General features: G+C 69.7%; 16 protein-coding genes. 7 read left to right on the top strand and 9 right to left on the bottom strand.

From position 1 onward, the window contains the following. Positions 1–25: 25 nt before the first annotated feature. Complete coding sequence (locus GA0111570_RS07130; protein ID WP_245703056.1) at positions 26–1,300, top strand: MFS transporter; 1,275 nt, start codon at positions 26–28, stop codon at positions 1,298–1,300. Between the two features lie 81 nt (positions 1,301–1,381). Then, the gene (locus GA0111570_RS07125; RefSeq protein ID WP_092608504.1) at positions 1,382–1,771 is read left to right on the top strand and encodes an RNA polymerase-binding protein RbpA; all 390 of its coding nucleotides are present in this window, start codon (positions 1,382–1,384) and stop codon (positions 1,769–1,771) included. Between the two features lie 90 nt (positions 1,772–1,861). Here the strand turns inward: GA0111570_RS07125 and GA0111570_RS07120 are convergent, their stop codons facing one another. From GA0111570_RS07120 to GA0111570_RS07105, 4 genes are read right to left on the bottom strand one after another with little or no spacing between them, the layout of a single operon-like run. After that, complete coding sequence (locus GA0111570_RS07120) at positions 1,862–3,625, bottom strand: ABC transporter ATP-binding protein (RefSeq protein WP_217634067.1); 1,764 nt, start codon at positions 3,623–3,625, stop codon at positions 1,862–1,864. Continuing rightward, positions 3,618–4,460 carry an ABC transporter permease gene (locus GA0111570_RS07115; RefSeq protein WP_092609212.1) on the bottom strand — a complete coding sequence of 281 codons (843 nt, stop codon included), beginning with the start codon at positions 4,458–4,460 and terminating at the stop codon, positions 3,618–3,620. Before GA0111570_RS07115 ends, GA0111570_RS07120 begins: the two co-directional genes overlap by 8 nt. After that, a complete protein-coding gene (locus GA0111570_RS07110) occupies positions 4,457–5,275 on the bottom strand; it encodes a polyprenol monophosphomannose synthase (RefSeq protein ID WP_217634066.1) in 819 nt (272 codons plus the stop codon). Before GA0111570_RS07110 ends, GA0111570_RS07115 begins: the two co-directional genes overlap by 4 nt. Positions 5,276–5,283: 8 nt before the next feature. Continuing rightward, on the bottom strand, positions 5,284–5,898 hold the full coding sequence (locus GA0111570_RS07105) for a hotdog fold domain-containing protein (protein ID WP_092608495.1): 615 nt from the start codon (positions 5,896–5,898) through the stop codon (positions 5,284–5,286). Positions 5,899–6,040: 142 nt separating this feature from the next. On the opposite strand from GA0111570_RS07105, the gene GA0111570_RS07100 reads away from it, so the two are divergent. Continuing rightward, complete coding sequence (locus tag GA0111570_RS07100) at positions 6,041–6,973, top strand: 5'-3' exonuclease (protein ID WP_245703054.1); 933 nt, start codon at positions 6,041–6,043, stop codon at positions 6,971–6,973. A gap of 16 nt (positions 6,974–6,989) precedes the next feature. After that, the gene (locus GA0111570_RS07095; protein ID WP_092608492.1) at positions 6,990–7,667 is read left to right on the top strand and encodes an antibiotic biosynthesis monooxygenase; all 678 of its coding nucleotides are present in this window, start codon (positions 6,990–6,992) and stop codon (positions 7,665–7,667) included. Positions 7,668–7,731: 64 nt separating this feature from the next. Here GA0111570_RS07095 and metW read toward each other — a convergent pair whose 3' ends face one another. Together metW and metX are read right to left on the bottom strand one after the other, a co-directional pair. After that, a complete protein-coding gene (gene metW / locus GA0111570_RS07090; RefSeq protein WP_092608489.1) occupies positions 7,732–8,331 on the bottom strand; it encodes a methionine biosynthesis protein MetW in 600 nt (199 codons plus the stop codon). Next, positions 8,328–9,518, bottom strand: coding sequence for a homoserine O-acetyltransferase MetX (gene metX / locus GA0111570_RS07085; RefSeq protein ID WP_092608486.1), 1,191 nt, complete (start codon positions 9,516–9,518; stop codon positions 8,328–8,330). Before metX ends, metW begins: the two co-directional genes overlap by 4 nt. A 145-nt stretch (positions 9,519–9,663) precedes the next feature. On the opposite strand from metX, the gene GA0111570_RS07080 reads away from it, so the two are divergent. Further along, on the top strand, positions 9,664–10,092 hold the full coding sequence (locus tag GA0111570_RS07080) for a hypothetical protein (protein WP_092608483.1): 429 nt from the start codon (positions 9,664–9,666) through the stop codon (positions 10,090–10,092). A 5-nt stretch (positions 10,093–10,097) separates the two neighbouring features. Here GA0111570_RS07080 and GA0111570_RS07075 read toward each other — a convergent pair whose 3' ends face one another. The 3 genes from GA0111570_RS07075 to GA0111570_RS07065 all read right to left on the bottom strand — a co-directional run bounded on the left by GA0111570_RS07075 (position 10,098) and on the right by GA0111570_RS07065 (position 13,386). After that, positions 10,098–11,186 carry a M23 family metallopeptidase gene (locus GA0111570_RS07075; protein ID WP_245703081.1) on the bottom strand — a complete coding sequence of 363 codons (1,089 nt, stop codon included), beginning with the start codon at positions 11,184–11,186 and terminating at the stop codon, positions 10,098–10,100. A 344-nt stretch (positions 11,187–11,530) separates the two neighbouring features. After that, positions 11,531–12,151, bottom strand: coding sequence for a hypothetical protein (locus tag GA0111570_RS07070; RefSeq protein WP_092608478.1), 621 nt, complete (start codon positions 12,149–12,151; stop codon positions 11,531–11,533). A 140-nt stretch (positions 12,152–12,291) separates the two neighbouring features. Then, a complete protein-coding gene (locus GA0111570_RS07065) occupies positions 12,292–13,386 on the bottom strand; it encodes an NADPH:quinone reductase (RefSeq protein ID WP_139283174.1) in 1,095 nt (364 codons plus the stop codon). 100 nt (positions 13,387–13,486) lie between these two features. Between GA0111570_RS07065 and GA0111570_RS07060 the strand changes: the two genes are divergently transcribed. Both GA0111570_RS07060 and GA0111570_RS07055 read left to right on the top strand, forming a co-directional pair. Next, a complete protein-coding gene (locus tag GA0111570_RS07060) occupies positions 13,487–14,554 on the top strand; it encodes an AbrB family transcriptional regulator (RefSeq protein ID WP_175557374.1) in 1,068 nt (355 codons plus the stop codon). 169 nt (positions 14,555–14,723) lie between these two features. After that, complete coding sequence (locus GA0111570_RS07055; protein ID WP_092608469.1) at positions 14,724–16,436, top strand: AMP-binding protein; 1,713 nt, start codon at positions 14,724–14,726, stop codon at positions 16,434–16,436. Positions 16,437–16,512: the final 76 nt, after the last annotated feature.

Genomic DNA, 16,512 nt, shown 5'->3' with positions numbered 1-16,512 from the left:
CCGCCGGACGCAGATATGGTCGTGGGTGTCCTACGACTGGGGCTCCTCGGCCTTCCAGGCGGTGATCGTCACCTTCGTCTTCTCCACGTACCTGACCGGAACGGTGGCGGTCAAGAACGGACCGATCAGCGGTGCGACGGCCCTGAGCATCTCCACCTCCCTCGCCGGGCTGGTCATCGCGCTGACCGCGCCGGTGATGGGCCAGCAAGCCGACGGCGGCGGCCGCCGCCGCAGCCTGGCGGTCTGGACCGGGATCGTCATCGCCGCGACGGCCGCGATGTTCGCCGTCCGTCCCGACCCCTCCTACCTGGTCCTCGGGCTGGTGCTGATGGGCATCGGGGTGGTCGCCGCCGAGTTCAGCAACGTGTCCTACTACGCGATGCTCAAGCAGGTCTCGGTCGACGAGGACATGGGCCGGGTCTCCGGGCTCGGCTGGGCGATGGGCTACACCGGCAGCATCCTGCTGCTCCTGCTCGCGTATTTCGGGCTGATCGCGCAGCCGAACTGGTTCGGCGTGCCCGCCACCGACGGGCTGGGCGTGCGCCTGGTCTGCCTCGTGGTCGCCGCCTGGTACCTGGTGTTCGCACTGCCGGTGCTGGTCACCGTCCCGGAGCCCCCGGCCCGCACCGGCGTGCAGCGCCTCGGCCCCGTGAATGCCTACCGGAGGCTGGTACAGGACGTACGTGCCCTGTGGCGCGACGACCCGGACGCCGTACGGTTCCTGGTCGCCTCGGCGATCTACCGCGACGGGCTCGCCGCAGTCTTCACCTTCGGTGCCGTCCTGGCGGTCAGCGTGTACGGGATGCCATCCGCGATGGTGTTGATCTTCGGCGTCGCGGCGAACATCGTCGCCGCCGTCGGTGCCGGCGCCGGCGGCCTGCTCGAGGACCGGTTGGGGGCGCGTACGGTCATCCTGGGCTCGATCATCGGGCTGATCGTGTCCGCAACCATCCTGCTGGGCGTGCACAGCCTGGAGCTGTTCTGGGTGTTCGGGCTGGCGCTGTGCCTGTTCGTCGGACCGGCCCAGTCCTCGTCCCGGTCCATGATGGCCCGGATGGCTCCGCCGCAGCGCGAGGGCCAGATGTTCGGCCTCTACACCACCTCGGGGCGGGCCGTGTCGTTCGTGTCCCCCGCCCTGTTCGGCCTGTTCGCCGGCGCCACCGGCAACGACCGCTGGGGCATCATCGCGATCGTCCTGATCCTCGTGGCCGGGGCCCTGATGTTGCTGCGGGTACCGGCCGCCAAGGGCCGCTCGGCGCGGTCCTTGGCCCGAACCGCTAGGCTGGACGACGATCGATAGTCACCGATGGTCATCGGCGGGAAGAAATTTCGCTGCCGTGGTGTTCTTCGGTCGGACCGGAACATCCTAGGAGGTACCACCATGGCTGATCGTTCGTTGCGAGGATCGGGCCTCGGGGCCAAGAGTTTCGAGGACGAGGTCGGCGTCGACTTCGCTCCGCGTCGAGAGGTCGGCTTCGACTGCCCGCAGGGACACCATTTCGAGATGATCTTCGCCGAGGAGGCGGAGCTGCCCACCGTGTGGGAGTGCCCGCGGTGTGGGCAGGAGGGCAGGCGCTCCGATGGCGTCGAGGGTGAGGTCAAGGAGGCCAAGCACGTCCGTACGCACTGGGACATGCTGCTGGAGCGCCGCTCCCTCGCGGACCTGGAGGAGTTGCTCTCCGAGCGCCTCGAGGAGGTCCGGCAGGTCGGCGCGATCAGCACCGACGAGTACATGCGCCGGACCACTCCCCCGGCGAAGCGTCGCCGCTGACACGCGCAGGCATGATCGCGCCCCGGCAGCAGTTACCTGCCGGGGCGCGATGGCGTCAGGGTCGCGCGACGTAGCGCCGCGCCGGGACCGCTACTCCTCCTCGTCGCCCATCCGCTGGGCCACTGCGTCGCCGAGCAGTTCGCCGAGGCGCGCAGAATAGGCGAGCTGGTACTCTCGAGGCAGGAACTTCAGTGACTCCTCCACGCGGAACCAGAAGACCGGCGCCGAAGCGAGCATCTGCTTGACGACAGGATCCGCGAGATAGGCGTCGAATTCCTCGGGCCCGAAGCCCGGATAGATAATCCGCTCCCCGCCCATGGCTTCCAGTGCCTCCGGCAGCAAGTACCCCACGCCGAATTTCACCGTATCGGTCGCCACTCCTGCCAGCTCTCCCAGATCGGTCGCACTGAATCCCCGGGCCTGCAGCACGGTGGGGACGAAGGATTCCAGATTGGGATAGACCACGTCCGGCTCATCGTGCACGAGTGTGGTCAGATGCCGTCGCGCCGACGCCAACTCGTCCAGGGCCGCTGCACTCAACCGGATCACGGGGAGTTTGCAGCTATACACTTCGCCGTAGCCCAGCTGGTGCATCGGGCGCGTCCAGGTCCACTTCTCCGGCGCCGACTTCAGCTCGAGGGCGAGGATGCCGGAGTCGTCCCCACGGGTGGAGTCGAGGAAACGAGGGAGGTCCACAGCGAGGTAGGCGTCGCTCTCGAACAGCCAGTAACGATCGGCGGTGAAGCTCGCCGCAGCAGCGATCAGGGCGTGGTCGCCGGTCTGGTACCGAAGGCCTGCATCCCCATCGAGGAGGCCCAGTTCCTGAAGCTTTGCCGCATCCAGGGTCAGTACTTGCCAACCGACCGGCCACTGGGTGTCGCGGTCCTCCTCGCCGCGGACGTCATGCACGACGATGACGCGGTCGGCGCCCACCACCTCGACCAGGCGCTGTCTTGACCTGCGCAGCAGCTCCGACCAACGCCTGGCGCGGATGACGAACAGCTCCTCCTGGCCCTCCTGGGCCGGAGGCGTCTTCTGGAGGGCGGGCAGACCCTGGACGTGCTCGACGAAGCGGAGCCCGGGCCCGTCCTTGGGTACCCGCTGGGACTTCTCGTACGCGTCGACGACCGTCTGCGGGTCTCCGTCCATCAGGAGGTCGCCCTTCTCGAGCCACAACACCCGGTTGCAGGTGTCCAGGATCGAAGGCATCGAGTGCGAGACCAAGAAGACCGTGCCGGCCGCCTCCCGGATCTGGCGGATCCTCTCCTCCGACTTGTCCTGGAACTCCTTGTCGCCCACCGAGAGTGCCTCATCGACGATCAGGATGTCGTGCTGGGTGGCCGTGGCGATCGCGAATTTCAGTCGGGCGGACATACCGCTGGAGTAGGTCCGCATCGGCATCCGGATGAAGTCCCGCAGCCCGGTGAACTCGACGATGTCGTCGTAGCGCCGAGCCACCTCGGCCTTCGACATGCCCAAGGCGAGACCCCCCAGGATGATGTTGCGCTCACCGCTCAGGTCGGGCAGGAGGGCCGCGCCGACGCTCAGCATGTTCGGGCGGGACGCTGCGTACACCGCTCCCTTGGACGCCGGGGTGAGACCGGTGATCGCCCGCATCAGCGTGGACTTGCCTGAACCGTTGGAACCGATCACTCCGATGGACTCGTTCTCGTACGCGGTGAAGCTGATGCCCTTGAGTGCGTTCACCACCAGCATCTCGCGGCGCCGCTCGAACAGGCTGGAGCGCTGCTCCGAGCCCGCCCGGCGCCCGGTCGCCAGCACCCGGTAGTCCACGTGCAGGTCATCGACGACGACAGCGGGCATGCCGTGGTGGTCGATCGTGAAATCACTCATCTCGGCCATAGCGCTCCTCGGCGGACCAGAAGTAGACGATGCCGACGACCAGGGCGACAACGGCCCAGATGATCAGGGCCCACCAGTAGTACAGCGGGGCATGGTGGCCCGGGATGAGCAGGGAGCGCCCGATGGCGAGCACCTCGTTCAAGGGGTACAGGTGGTACGCGGTCAGGGCCGTCGGATGGTGCTTCAACACACTGACCGGGTCGAAGAAGACGCCGGCCGTGTAGAACAGGATCCGCGTGATGAAGGGCATCAGTTGGCTCAGGTCCCGGAAGTGCACCGTCAACCTCGCGACGACCAGCGCCACCCCGAGGTTGAAGACAGCGAAGATCGCTGTCAGCGGCAGCAGCAGGAACACCCGCCAGGAGATGTGCCCGCCGAACGGCATCACCAGCACCATCATCAGGATCAGGGTGGGCAGGAACGAGAGCAGTTGCTGGTAGACGACCGCGACCGGTAGTGCCAGCCGGGGAAAGCTCAGTGACTGGACCAGAGGGAAGTTCGAGGTGATCGAGCGGCCACCGATGAGCACCGCGTTCGAGAAGAACTCGAACAGGAAGACACCGGCGATGAGGTACGGCACGTAGTTGGCCGGACGGTTGCCGCCCAGGATGAACCCGAAGATCAGGCCGTAGATCAGGGCGTTGAGCAGCGGGCGCAGCAGTACCCAGCCCATGCCGAGCCGGTTGCGCTCGTTCTCGGCCTGGATGCGCGAGGAGGCCATCGCCGCAATGAAGTCGCGGCGCTCCCATACCTCGCGCAGGTAGGGCCCCAGGGGCAGCCGGGCGCCTACGCGCACCAGCCCTTCGACAGAATACGTGCGGCTCATGCGTTCAGGGAGCTTCCACCGCGGCGACGGTCGCCGACCACTCGGCGCAACTGGGCACCGCGGCGCTTCAGGCCACGGCCCGTGGTCCGGGCAAGCGACTCGAAGAAGATGCTGCTGTCCAGCTTCGACTCCCCGAACTGCCGCTCCTCGAACGTGATCGGCACCTCGGCGACCCGGTGGCCGGTCTCGATCGTGTGGAGCGTCATGTCGGTCTGGAAGAAGTAGCCGGCCGCGGCGATGTTGTCCAGGCCGATGTCGCGCAGCGTCTGCGCCCGGAAGACGTTGAACCCGCCGGTGATGTCCTTGACCGGTACGCCGAGCATCAGCCGGGTGTAGAGGTTGCCCGCGCGGGACAGGTACTCCCGCGACTTCGGCCAGTTGACCACCGAGCCACCCGGTACCCAGCGCGAGCCCTTCACCATGTCCGCCCGGTCCAGCGCGGCCAGCAGTCGCGGCAGCTCCTCCGGACGGTGCGAGCCGTCGGCATCCATCTCGACCAGGACGTCGTAGCCCCGTTCCAGGCCCCACCGGAAGGCGGCGACGTACGCCGCGGCCAGGCCCTCCTTGCCGACCCGGTGCAGCACGTGCACGTTGGCGTCGGCGGTGGCCATCCGGTCGGCGATCTGCCCGGTGCCGTCCGGGGAGTTGTCGTCGACCACGAGCACCTCGGCGCTGGGCACCGCGGTCCGCAGGCGTCCGACGATGCCCTCCAGGTTGAGTGCCTCGTTGTAGGTGGGGATACAGACCAGGATCCGGGTCTCCTCGTGGTCGACGAGGGGGCGCGCAGCCTCGGGTCGGGTAGTGGCTTCGGTCATGGGGTCGGTCATTCCTCGATGTCGTCCTGGGCGGGGGCCTGCGGCTGCGAGCGGGTGCGCAGCTCGGCGGCGCGCTTCTCGATCTGCTCGCGGGTGTCCTTGGTCCACCTCAGCCAGGTGTCCTGCAGGTCCTTCAGGCCTGCCTTGGCGTCCCGCTCGGGACGGTCGGGCAGTTCCGGCACCTGGCTGCCCCAGGGCGCCGGCGGCTCGGGGAGCGGATCGGCGACCACGACCGTCGCACTGGCGCGGGCCACCACGAGCGGCTGCTCCAGGACGTACGAGGCGGTCGGGGCGATCTTGGTGTGCTCCTCGACGAGGCGGTTGGCCTCGCGGCAGATCACCCGCGCCTCCATCCCCAGCTCGCGGCTGGTCGAACCGACACCGACCACGAACGCCTCGACCTCCAGCACGTCGCCGGCGTAGATCGGGGCCAGGAAGTCGATCTCGTTGTAGGCCACCACGGCGCCCTCGTCCGCGTCGGTGCGGATGCACACCTCCGTAGCGGCATCGGACAGCAGCGACATCGTGTACGAATGATCGACCTGGCTGCCCGAGTAGTGCGTGTGGTTGTGGCCGACGTAACGACTATGGGTCACCGTCAGGCCGATGCGGGGATCGCTCATGCCCACACGATACCGGCACCACCCCGACCCTCGCGCCAGGCCCTGCTCAGGTGACCCCGCCAGGCCCCGCTCCGGTGTCCCTGCGCGGCTCTGCCCAGGTGTCCCTGGGACGCCCGGCGGTCGGGCACGGCAGGATGGTCCCATGGCCATGCCCACACTGCTCGTCGTCGACACCGCCTACCTGTACTTCCGGGCCTTCCACGGCGTGCCCTCGAGCCTGCGCGGTCCGGCTGGGCAGCCGGTCAACGCACTGCGCGGCACCCTCGACGCGATCGCGCGGCTGGTCGAGGACCGGGCCCCGACCCACCTGGCATGCGCGTGGGACGTGGACTGGCGTCCGCGCTGGCGGGTCGACCTGCTCGCGTCGTACAAGGCCCATCGGGTCGCGACCGACGGCTCGGGGGAGGACGTGCCTGCAGAGCTCGCCGAGCAGGTGGCGCCGATCCGGGCCGCGCTGGAGGCGATCGGAATCCGGGTCGTCGGGACGAGCGGGGCCGAGGCCGACGACGTGATCGGTACCCTGGCCACCCGCTTCGCCGGCCGGGTGCGGGTCGACGTCGCCAGCAGCGACCGGGACTTCACCCAACTGGTCGACGATGCGCGCGGGATCGGGCTGATCACCCCCGTCGGGCGGACGTCGGGCTGGCGTGAGGTGCACGAGGCCGAGGTCCTGGAGGCGTACGGCGTCGCCCCGGGCTCGTACATCGACCTGGCCGCCCTGCGCGGGGACACCTCCGACGGGATCCCGGGGGTGGCCGGGATCGGCGACCGCACCGCGGCCCGCCTGCTGGCCCGTTACGGTGACCTCGCCGGCGTGCGTCGGGCCGCTGCCCTGGGGTCGGTCGAGAAGGGCGGCCTGACCGCCCGGCACGCCGAGGCGATCCGACAGGCCGGCCCCTACCTGGACGTCGCCCCCCGAGTGATCGCCATCGTCCGTGACCTCGACCTGCCAACGACGCTGGAGGACCTCGCACTGCCCCCTGACGTCAGGGACCGGGCGGCGTGGGACGATCTGGTCGAGGCGTACGGCATCGCCTCCCCCGCAGCCCGATTGACCAAGGCCCTCGGCCTGTGACCAGGAAGACACTCCGATGAGGCAGTCCCCCTCCGAGCCCGGCTCGATCACCAGGATCGCGACCCGCTACGCCAAACCCGGCCAGGAGGCCTCGTACGAGGCCATGGTGCGCGAGATGTTCGCGCTGATGAGGCTCAAGCCGGGCTTCCTCGGTGCCGACCTGATCCCGCCGGAGACCCCGGGCGAGGCCTACCACGTGGTCGTGCGGTACCGCGACGATGAAGGGTTCGAGGCCTGGGACACCAGTCCCGAGCGGGCCGAGATCCTCGCCAGGATGCATGCGGTTGCCGAGGGCGAGCCCCAGCACCGCCGGCTCACGGGCCTGGAGGCGTGGTTCGAGCCGGCTGTCGTGCCAGCCAGCATGAACCCGCCCAAGCACCGGATGGGCTTCGTCACCTGGTTGGGCATCTGGCCGACCGCGACGTTCTTCATCTGGCTGTTCAGCGTGCTGCCGGTCTTCCCCGACGGCAGTGCGCTGCTGACCAATGTGCCGTTCCTGGTACGGACATTCTTCATCACCCTGGCCATCACCGCGGTGATGACCTACCTGATGATGCCGCGGGTACTCGCGCCGATGTTCAAGGGCTGGCTGGCCGCGGGTGCCCGGAAGGCAGCGGCCTCGGCGGCCGCGAAACGGACGGGCGAAGCCCCGACCGAGGGCGGGCGACAGGCCGACGGCGGCCCGAAGCGCTGAACCGGAGGGCCGCTTCGGCGGCGGGTGGCCGTCGGCAGTGGGCGGTGGATGGACCCGCCGGCGGTCAGCCTCGCGGGGTGAGCACGTAGATGGCGTTGGCGGCCATCAGGTTGGCCACCCGGTCCGGGTAGTTGCGCAGGCGGCCGTCCGGGGTGAAGAGCTGGCGTTCCCACACGTCCAGGCCGACGACGTCGAACAACTCCTCCAGGTCGGCCAGCGTCGACAGGTGGATGTTCGGGGTGTCGTACCAGGCGTGCGGCAGTTCCTTCGACATCGGCATGTGGCCGCGCATGAGCACCCACCGGTGGCGCCAGTAGCCCATGTTCGGGACCGACACGATACATCGCGAGCCGATCCGGGCCATCTGGGACAGCACCTCCCGCGGCTTGTACGTCGCCTGCAGGACACGGGAGAGCACGACCACGTCGTACGACTTGTCGCCGAACTCGTCGAGTTCACGGTCGATGTCCAACTCGATGAGCGGGACGCCCTTCGAGATCGTCTCGACCACCGCTTCGGGGGCGATCTCCACGCCGGTACCGGTGCAACCGCGTCGATCCATCAGGTAGCGCATCAGGCTCCCCCGGCCACAGCCGAGGTCCAGTACCCGGGACCCATCGGGGACGAAGCGGGAGACCATGGCCTGGTCCGGTCGCAGGGTCATCGCACTCCTCCCCGGTCACGCCGACCCTGCGCGGCAGCGACGGACACCCGACGCAGGAAGGCCGCCACTGTCGCGTGGTAGTCCTCGATGGTCAGCAGGAAAGAGTCGTGTCCCCAGGGCGAGCGGATCTCCCGGAAGCTTACCGGCACCCTCTGCTGCTCCAGGGCGCGGACGATCGCCCGCGAGTGCGTCGTGTCGAATCGCCAGTCGGAGTCGAAGGAGAGCACCAGACAGGGCGATCCCGCCTCGGCCAGCGCCTGGGCGGCATCCTCCTCGGCGAAGGGATCGAAGTAGTCCATCACGCGGGTCAGGTAGAGGTAGGACAGCGCGTCGAAGCGCGACAGGAAGATCCGGCCCTGGTAGTCCAGATAGCTCTCCACCGCGAAGTCCACCCCGAACCCGCGGGTCGCGTCCTCCCCGAATTGGTAGCGGCGGCCGAACTTCTGGTCCATGCCCTGGCCGGACTGGTACGTGATGTGGGCCATCATTCGCGCGATCGACAGGCCGGTGTCCGGACTCGTCCCGGTCTCCAGGTAGCGACCACCGGCGAATCCCGGGTCGCGCATGATCGACTCACGGGCCACCGCGGAGAAGGCGATGTTCTGCGCGTTGAGCCGGCTCGAGGCAGCGATGATGACGGCGCTGCCGACCTGTTCGGGGTAGGACAGCGCCCATTGCAGCGCCTGCATCCCCCCCATCGACCCGCCGATGACCGACAGCAGGCGACGGACCCCGAGGTGGTCCAGCAGCGCCCGGTGCACGGTGACGAAGTCGGCGATCTGCAGCAGCGGGAAGTCCAGGCCGTACGGCCGTCCGGTGGCCGGATTGGTGGAGGCCGGTCCCGTGGTGCCCTGGCAGCCGCCGATCAGGTTGTCAGCGATCACGAAGAAGCGATCGGTGTCGATCGGCTTGCCCGGCCCGATCATGGTGTCCCACCAGCCCGGCCGGTGGTCCTCGGACCGGTGCCGGCCGGCCGCGTGCGCGTCACCGGTGAGGGCATGGCAGATGAAGATGGCGTTGCTGCCGGTCTCGTCCAGGGTTCCGTACGTCTCGTAGGCCACGTCAACCTCGGGCACGACGGCGCCGCTGGCCAGGACCAGGGGATTGTCCTGGTCGAACAGCCGGACCGACTGCGTCTCGACGATCCCGACCGAGGATTCCTCGGCGGACTGCGGACGCTGACTCATGGGCAATATCTTGTCATGTCCCCCTGACAGCGGTCCGGACCGTCCGAGCGGTGCGGCCACGCTCCTGATCGTGGGGGTGCAGGTCCGGTAACATGAGCAGATCCGCTGCGGCGCGCTGCCACCGGGTCGGCCCGAGGAGAGATCCATGTACGACCATCCACTGCTGGACTTCGGGGAGCGGTGTGCCCTGGCAGGCTTCGTGCCCATCGCGGACCGCGCCGAGCTGTGGGAGCGGATCGGGGCCTCGGAGCGAGCCTGTTCCCCCGAGGACAGCCCGACCGAGGGCGTGCTCTCGATCGATGGGATCGGCCCTGGCCGCTGGGACGGCTGGCGCGGCCACATCGCGACCGTCACCGCCAGCATGCCGGTGGACCCCGCCGACGTCGAGGCGGAGCAGGCCGAGGTGGTTCGGGAGATGACCGTCGTCTTCGGCGACCCCCACGTGATCCGTGGCCAGGAGGACGCCGTCTACCGCTGGCGGATCGACGACTGGACGGTCGAGGTCGGTATCGACGCGGTGGAGCGCAATCGGGTCGAGCTCACGGTCGCCGACCGCGAGCTGCTGGCGGGATAGCCGACTCAGAGCTGGATCCCCCGGCGGGCCATCCAGACGACCGGGTCCGTGGCCGCGTACGGGGACACTTGGCTCGTCCCCGGCGGGTAGTACTCGAAGTGCAGGTGCGGCCCGAAGGTACGTCCGGTCATCCCGACGAAGCCGATCACCTCGCCTGCCCGGACCGACTGACCCGGAACTACCGTGGTCGCCATCATGTGCGCGTACAGGGTCGAGCCGTCGGCGTGCTCGATGATCACATGCGTCCCGGCCCATCCCCCGGCCACCGGCGCGGTCACGATGCCGGCCGCGGCTGCCCGGATCGGCGTGCCGATGGGGGCGCCCAGGTCGACACCCGTGTGGTAGAGGGACCAGGTGCCGACAGCCCCGAAGCGCGCGGCGATCTGATACCTGCCGGGCACTATGGGTGCGACCGCTGCCGCAACGGAGGCGCCGGCAACCGGGGCCAAGGTGGGCACCCGAACGAGTGTGCCCTCCAGGAGTGTCCCGTTCGCTGCCGCTGCGGCGGCCTGTTCCGCCGCGAGCCGGGCTTCCTCCGCCAGTCGGGCCTGCTCCGCCAGCTTGGCTGCGGCCTCCTCGGCGAGCCGCTTCTCCTCCTCGAGGCGGGCGACCTCGGAGGCGATCCCGGCGGCCTCCTCGGCCTGCCCCTGGCTGCGCTGGTCCTGCTGCAACCGGTTGTCCTCGTGCAGCGCCTGGCCCGCGCGGACCCCCTGGCCGGCGGCGCGCTCTGCGGCGCTGAGCCCGACCATCGCCTGGTCGAACGCCGGGGCCGCGGCCTCCCGCTCGGCGCGGGCCGCGACAGCGGCCGCCGAATCCAGGTAGGCCTGCTCCGAGTTGACCTCGGCCGCCGCCGCGGGGCGTGGCGGGGCAGCCTGCGAGCTCTTGTGCCCGTCCTTGTCGGTGCCGGTGAGGGCGCCGATGCCGGCGCCGGTGGAGGCGGGATCGTGCCCGACCTGTCCGGTGACGTTGGCACCGGCGCCGACCGCCACGAGTCGTTGGTCGGAAACGGCGCGGGTCGGGGTGCCGGTGGCCGCTGCGACATCAGGCCCGGTGAGCGAACCTACCGCGTGGCTCGTCATCGCCAACCCAGCCACCAGCAGCAAGCCGATGAGTGTGACGGAGACGGCCTCGAGCGCGCTCCGCCAGAGCCCAGATGCGGATCCTGGACCGGACCCGACCGATGACGACACCGTGACACCCTCCTGTACCCGACCCCCCGCCGCAGTACGAGAACAGCCTAGGCCCACGGGGGCCTGTCGTCAGGGGGTGGGACCCCCTCGATCGGGCCACGTTGTCGGTCGGGCCAGGGGCGCCGGCCGGTGCGAGTGGTTGCCGACCAGCGCCACGTCGGGGTTCAGTACCCCCGAGGGCGGTGGACGCCAAGGTTTCCCGTCAATGCCCCATATCGCCGGTCGGTGCCCGGCCCCGGTCAGGCTCCTCAGGCCACGTCCGTGGTGAGGATCCCGGTACGTCGCTCGACGTCCTGCGTCGGAGTCGACCCATCCCGGGCCAGGGTGGCACGGAGTCGGTCGTACGAGAGTTCCCAGTCGCGCACCGTACGTCCGTAGGTGTGCAGGAACTTGGGGTCGGTGTGCGCCAGCCGCCACATGGTGCGGGCGTCGTCGCGTTCCACGTCGGAGGGGTCCGGCTCGATCCGGTCCAGCACCGCAGCGATCCGACAGACCTCCCGGCAGGCGTCCCCGGTGACGGTGATGGTGTGCCGCTCGGCGACCTGACGACCGAAGTTGGGCAGCGCGGCCAGCACCACCGCGGCGGCGACGAGGACAGAGAGGGTGACCGGGATGAGGACCACGCTGGACTGCAGGATCAGTGCCAGCACCCCGCCGAGCACCAGTGCGACCAAGAGACCGCGGACCAGCCAGCGGGCGGCCAACTGGATGATCCCTCGGCGGTCGTCACGGAACAGCGTCACGTGCACGACGTCACGCCGCCAGGACGAGAGTCCGGGCGCACAGATGGTGTACGAACGCTCCAGTCCTCCGGAGGACTCGGCCCAACGGGACCAGCCGAAGCGGGTCCTCTCGACAGCGGTGCTCATCCGCAATGCTCCTTGCGTGTGCCATACCGGGGAAGTTGCACGACAGGACAACTGTCACACGGTCGGTCAGCCAGTCGGGCGAGACACGCCGGAGGGGTCGGTGGATCGGCACGGGGCGCCGATCCACCGACCGCCCAGGATCATTCGACGGTGAGCACGACCTTGCCGGCGCGATGCCCGGTGGTGACCAGTGCGAAGCCTTCTGCCAGCCGCTCCAACGGGAGCTCGTGGCCCACCGTCGGCGACAGCGTGCCCGTCTCCAGCCCGGCGGCGGTCGCGGCGAGTGCCTCCGCGACCTGGCCGGGGGTCATGTACCACAGGGCGATACCGAGGATGGCCGCCTCGGTGCGCATCACCAGGCGCGGGGTGATCTCGACCGGGGTCCTGGCACCAACGATGGCCACCCGACCGCCACGAGCGAGCAGCCCGAGGTCGTGCTCGAGGTTGGTGCTGGCTGCCATCTCGATGACGACATCGATGCCCTTGGGCGCGGCAGCCCGGATCGCCTCTACGTGGTCCTCCGCAGTGTGGTCGAGTACGACGTGCGCGCCCTGCGTACGCGCCAGGTCGAGCCCCTCGGCCGAGCCGGCCGTTGCGATCACCCGGGCCCCGTGGGCGCGGGCGAACTGGACGCAGGCCTGGCCGACGCCGCCGCTGGCGCCATGGATCAGGACGGTCTCACCGGGCCGCAGCCCGGCCCGCTGGAACAATGCGTGGTAGGCGGTCTGGTAGGGCACGCCGATGGCGGAACCCTGGGCGTACGACACGGAGTCCGGAAGCTGCCGCACCACCGAGGCGTCGGCGACGTGGTACTGGCCGAACGCTCCCGAGGACGGCGCGAGGACGCCGGCGACGAACACTCGGTCCCCCACCGCCAGGCCCTCCACTCCTTCACCCACAGCCTCGATGTCTCCGGCGGAGTCGAAGCCTGGCACCCACGGCAGTGGGTTGTGGAAGAACTCGTAGCCTCCCCGGACCATGTAGGTGTCAGCCGGGTTGAGGCCAGCGGCCCGGACCCGAACCCGGACCTGGCCCGGACCGGGCGCCGGCACGTCCACCTCGGTGTAGGAGAGCACCTCCGCCCCGCCGTGCTCGGTGATCTGGATGGCCCGCATCCGCTGCGGGCCCTGGGTATCGGGCGTCGTGGCTGCGGGCGTCGTGGCTGCGGGCGTCGTGACTGCGGGCGTCGTGGCTGCAGGCGTGGTGCCGTCAGGCGTCATCTCACCGGGGTTCATCGTGCTCGGCCTCCCTCGTCGTCGTGGTCTGCCCAACACCCTAGCCCCGCCCCGTGACACCGGGGGCGCTCCGCGACAGAGGTGTGATCGACTGGCTGCCATGAGCACTCTCCCGATCCGCCGACAGCGGGCCCGCGTCGGCGCCTGGGTCGTCCTGCTCGTGGTGACGCTGGTGGTGTTGCTCGGCGCCCGGGCCGTGGGACTCCCCTCCCCCGAGATCCTGGCCGGCATGGTCGGTGGCATCGCCCTCGCACTGTCCGGTCGCGGACCACGCGCTGTCCCGGCGGCCGGCAACGTGGTCGCCCAGGCCGCGATCGGCGTGATGCTCGGCTCGATGGTGAGCAGCAACGAACTGCGCGCGCTGGCGCACGACTGGGCCGCAGTCCTGGCGGTCACCGTGTTGACGCTGGCAATCAGCTTCGGTTCCGGCTTCCTGCTTGCCCTCCACCCGGCCGTCGACCGGGTCACCGGGGTGCTGTCGATGGCGGCCGGTGGTGCGAGCGGGCTGGTGGCGGTCGCCCAGGAACTGGGTGGAGATGTCCGCGTGGTCGGGATGCTCCAGTACGCGCGGGTGCTCCTGATCACCGCCGCCACCCCGATGGTGGCCGCGTACGTGTTCGGCGCCGCCTCGAGTCCGCCGGTACCGGCGACCCAGGACCCTGCCCTCGGGGCGCTGGTGGGGCTCGGCTGCATGGTCGTGGGCGCCCCGCTGGCGCGTCTGGCCCGAGTGCCAGCAGGTGACCTGCTGGGACCGATGATCGTGGCCGCAGCCGTCGGGATCCAGGGTGGCCTGCCGACCCCCAGTCTTCCCCTGTTGGTGTCCACCGCGGCGTACGTGGTGATCGGGTGGACGGCAACGCTCGGCTTCACCCGCGGCGCGATCTCGATGGTGGCCCGGATCCTGCCGCTCGCCTTCGGCCTGGTCGTCGTGCTCGTCCTGGCCAGTGCGGCCAGCGGCCTGTGGCTGGCCCGGCTGCTCGGCCTGCCCGCGATGGACGGCTACCTGGCCACCACCCCCGGCGGGATGTTCGCGGTGCTCGCCGTCGCAGCCGGGGCTGGCAGCAACATCACCGTCATCACGGGGGTGCAGGCGGTCCGGCTGTTCATGATGCTGGCGCTCACCCCGGTCCTGACCGGCTGGCTGCGTCGCCGTGCCCGCCAGCCCTGATCGATCCGACGGTCACAGCCCATGCTCCCCCTCGGCCCGTTGTCGGAGTCACACAATCGCTCCCCGCGCCGGCTGTCGGATCCGCCTTCCCGCGCGACGAACCCTGCGCGTATCGTTCAACCTACGCTGGCGTAACCAGTGCCACGATCCCCTCACAGAGGTACCTGCCTTGAGCCGAGCCACCGAACAGATCCGCGCCACCCGAGACCTGCTGCTGTCCTTCCACGGACGCATCGACGAGGCGTGCGCCGCCTTCACCTGGCCCGACATCACCGGGCCGTTCAACTGGGCGATCGACTGGTTCGACGCCGTGGGCCGGGGCAACGACCGGATAGCGCTGTGGATCCGCGAGACCGACGGCTCCGAGGCCCGTTACACGTACGACGACATGGTGCGCCGCTCGGATGCGGTGGCCGGCTGGCTGGACACCCTGGGGATCGGCAAGGGCGACACCGTCATGCTGATGCTCGGCAACCAGATCGAACTGTGGGACGCCATGCTCGCGGTGATGAAGGTGGGCGGCATCATCCTGCCGACCGCCGAGGCGATCACCTCCGAGGACCTGGCCGACCGCGTGGTCCGGGCGGACGTTCGGGCGGTCATCACCAACCCCGCCGACACGGACAAGTTCAGCACCGTTGCGGGCGAGTACGTGCGGATCGTGGCGGGTGCCGGCCAGGACGGCTGGATCGCCTTCGACGACGCTTACGCGCACCCGGCCGAGCCCCGCGAGGTCATCACCGACGCGGACGATCCGGTGCTGGAGTACTTCACCTCCGGCACGACCAAGGCCCCCAAGCTGGTCCAGCACACGCAGCTGTCCTACCCGGTCGGCCACCTGACCACCACGTACTTCATCGGCGTCCGCCCCGGCGACGTCCACCTCAACATCAGTGCCCCCGGTTGGGGCAAGCACGCGTGGAGCAGCTTCTTCGCCCCGTGGATCGCCGAGGCCACGATCTTCGTCTACAACTACCAGCGGTTCGACGCCGCCGACCTGATGGAGCAGCTGCGCCGGGTCGACGTCGCGACGTTCTGTGCCCCGCCGACCGTGTGGCGGATGATGATCCAGGCCGACCTCGGCGAGCGTCCGGCGTCGCTGCGCGAGGTCGTCGGTGCCGGTGAGCCCCTCAACCCCGAGGTGATCAACCAGGTCCGCAATGCGTGGGGCCTGACCATCCGGGACGGCTACGGCCAGACCGAGAGCACGGCCACCGTCGGGAACGTGCCCGGGGAGCGGGTGAAGGCCGGCTCGATGGGCAAGCCGCTGCCGGGTGTCCCGATCGAGATCGTCGACCCGGAGACCGGCCAGCCCGCCGACCTCGGCGAGATCTGCCTGCGGATGGACCCCCGGCCGCTGAACCTGATGAGCGGATACCACGGGATGCCCGAGCTGGACGCCGCAGCGATCCACGGCGGCTACTACCACACCGGCGACCTGGTCTCCCGGGACGCCGACGGCTACATCACGTACGTCGGGCGGACCGACGACGTGTTCAAGGCCTCGGACTACAAGATCTCCCCGTTCGAGCTGGAGAGCGTACTGATGGAGCACCCGGCCGTCCAGGAGGCCGCGGTGGTGCCGGCGCCGGACGCCGTCCGGCTCGCCGTGCCGAAGGCCTACATCACTCTGGCCCCGGGCATCGAGCACAGCCGGGAGACCGCGCTGTCGATCCTCTCCCACGCCAAGGATCACCTCGCGCCCTACCTGCGTGTACGCCGGATCGAGTTCGGTGAGCTGCCCAAGACCATCTCGGGCAAGATCCGCCGGGTCGTCCTGCGCGCCCAGGAGCACGATCGCGCCAAGGCCACCGACCCCGCTGTACGCGAGGCCGGCGAGTACCGCTACGAGGACTTCCCGGAGCTGCGCACGCGCCAGTGAGGCGCGCGGGGCCGGATCGCCCATCGAAGGATGGAGCGGTCCGACCGCGCGGCTCCGACCAGCACTGACCCACGGA

Origin of the sequence: Raineyella antarctica (assembly GCF_900092135.1) — a bacterium.
Lineage (GTDB): Bacteria > Actinomycetota > Actinomycetes > Propionibacteriales > Propionibacteriaceae > Raineyella > Raineyella antarctica.
This window is presented reverse-complemented; position numbering and strand designations above follow the sequence as displayed.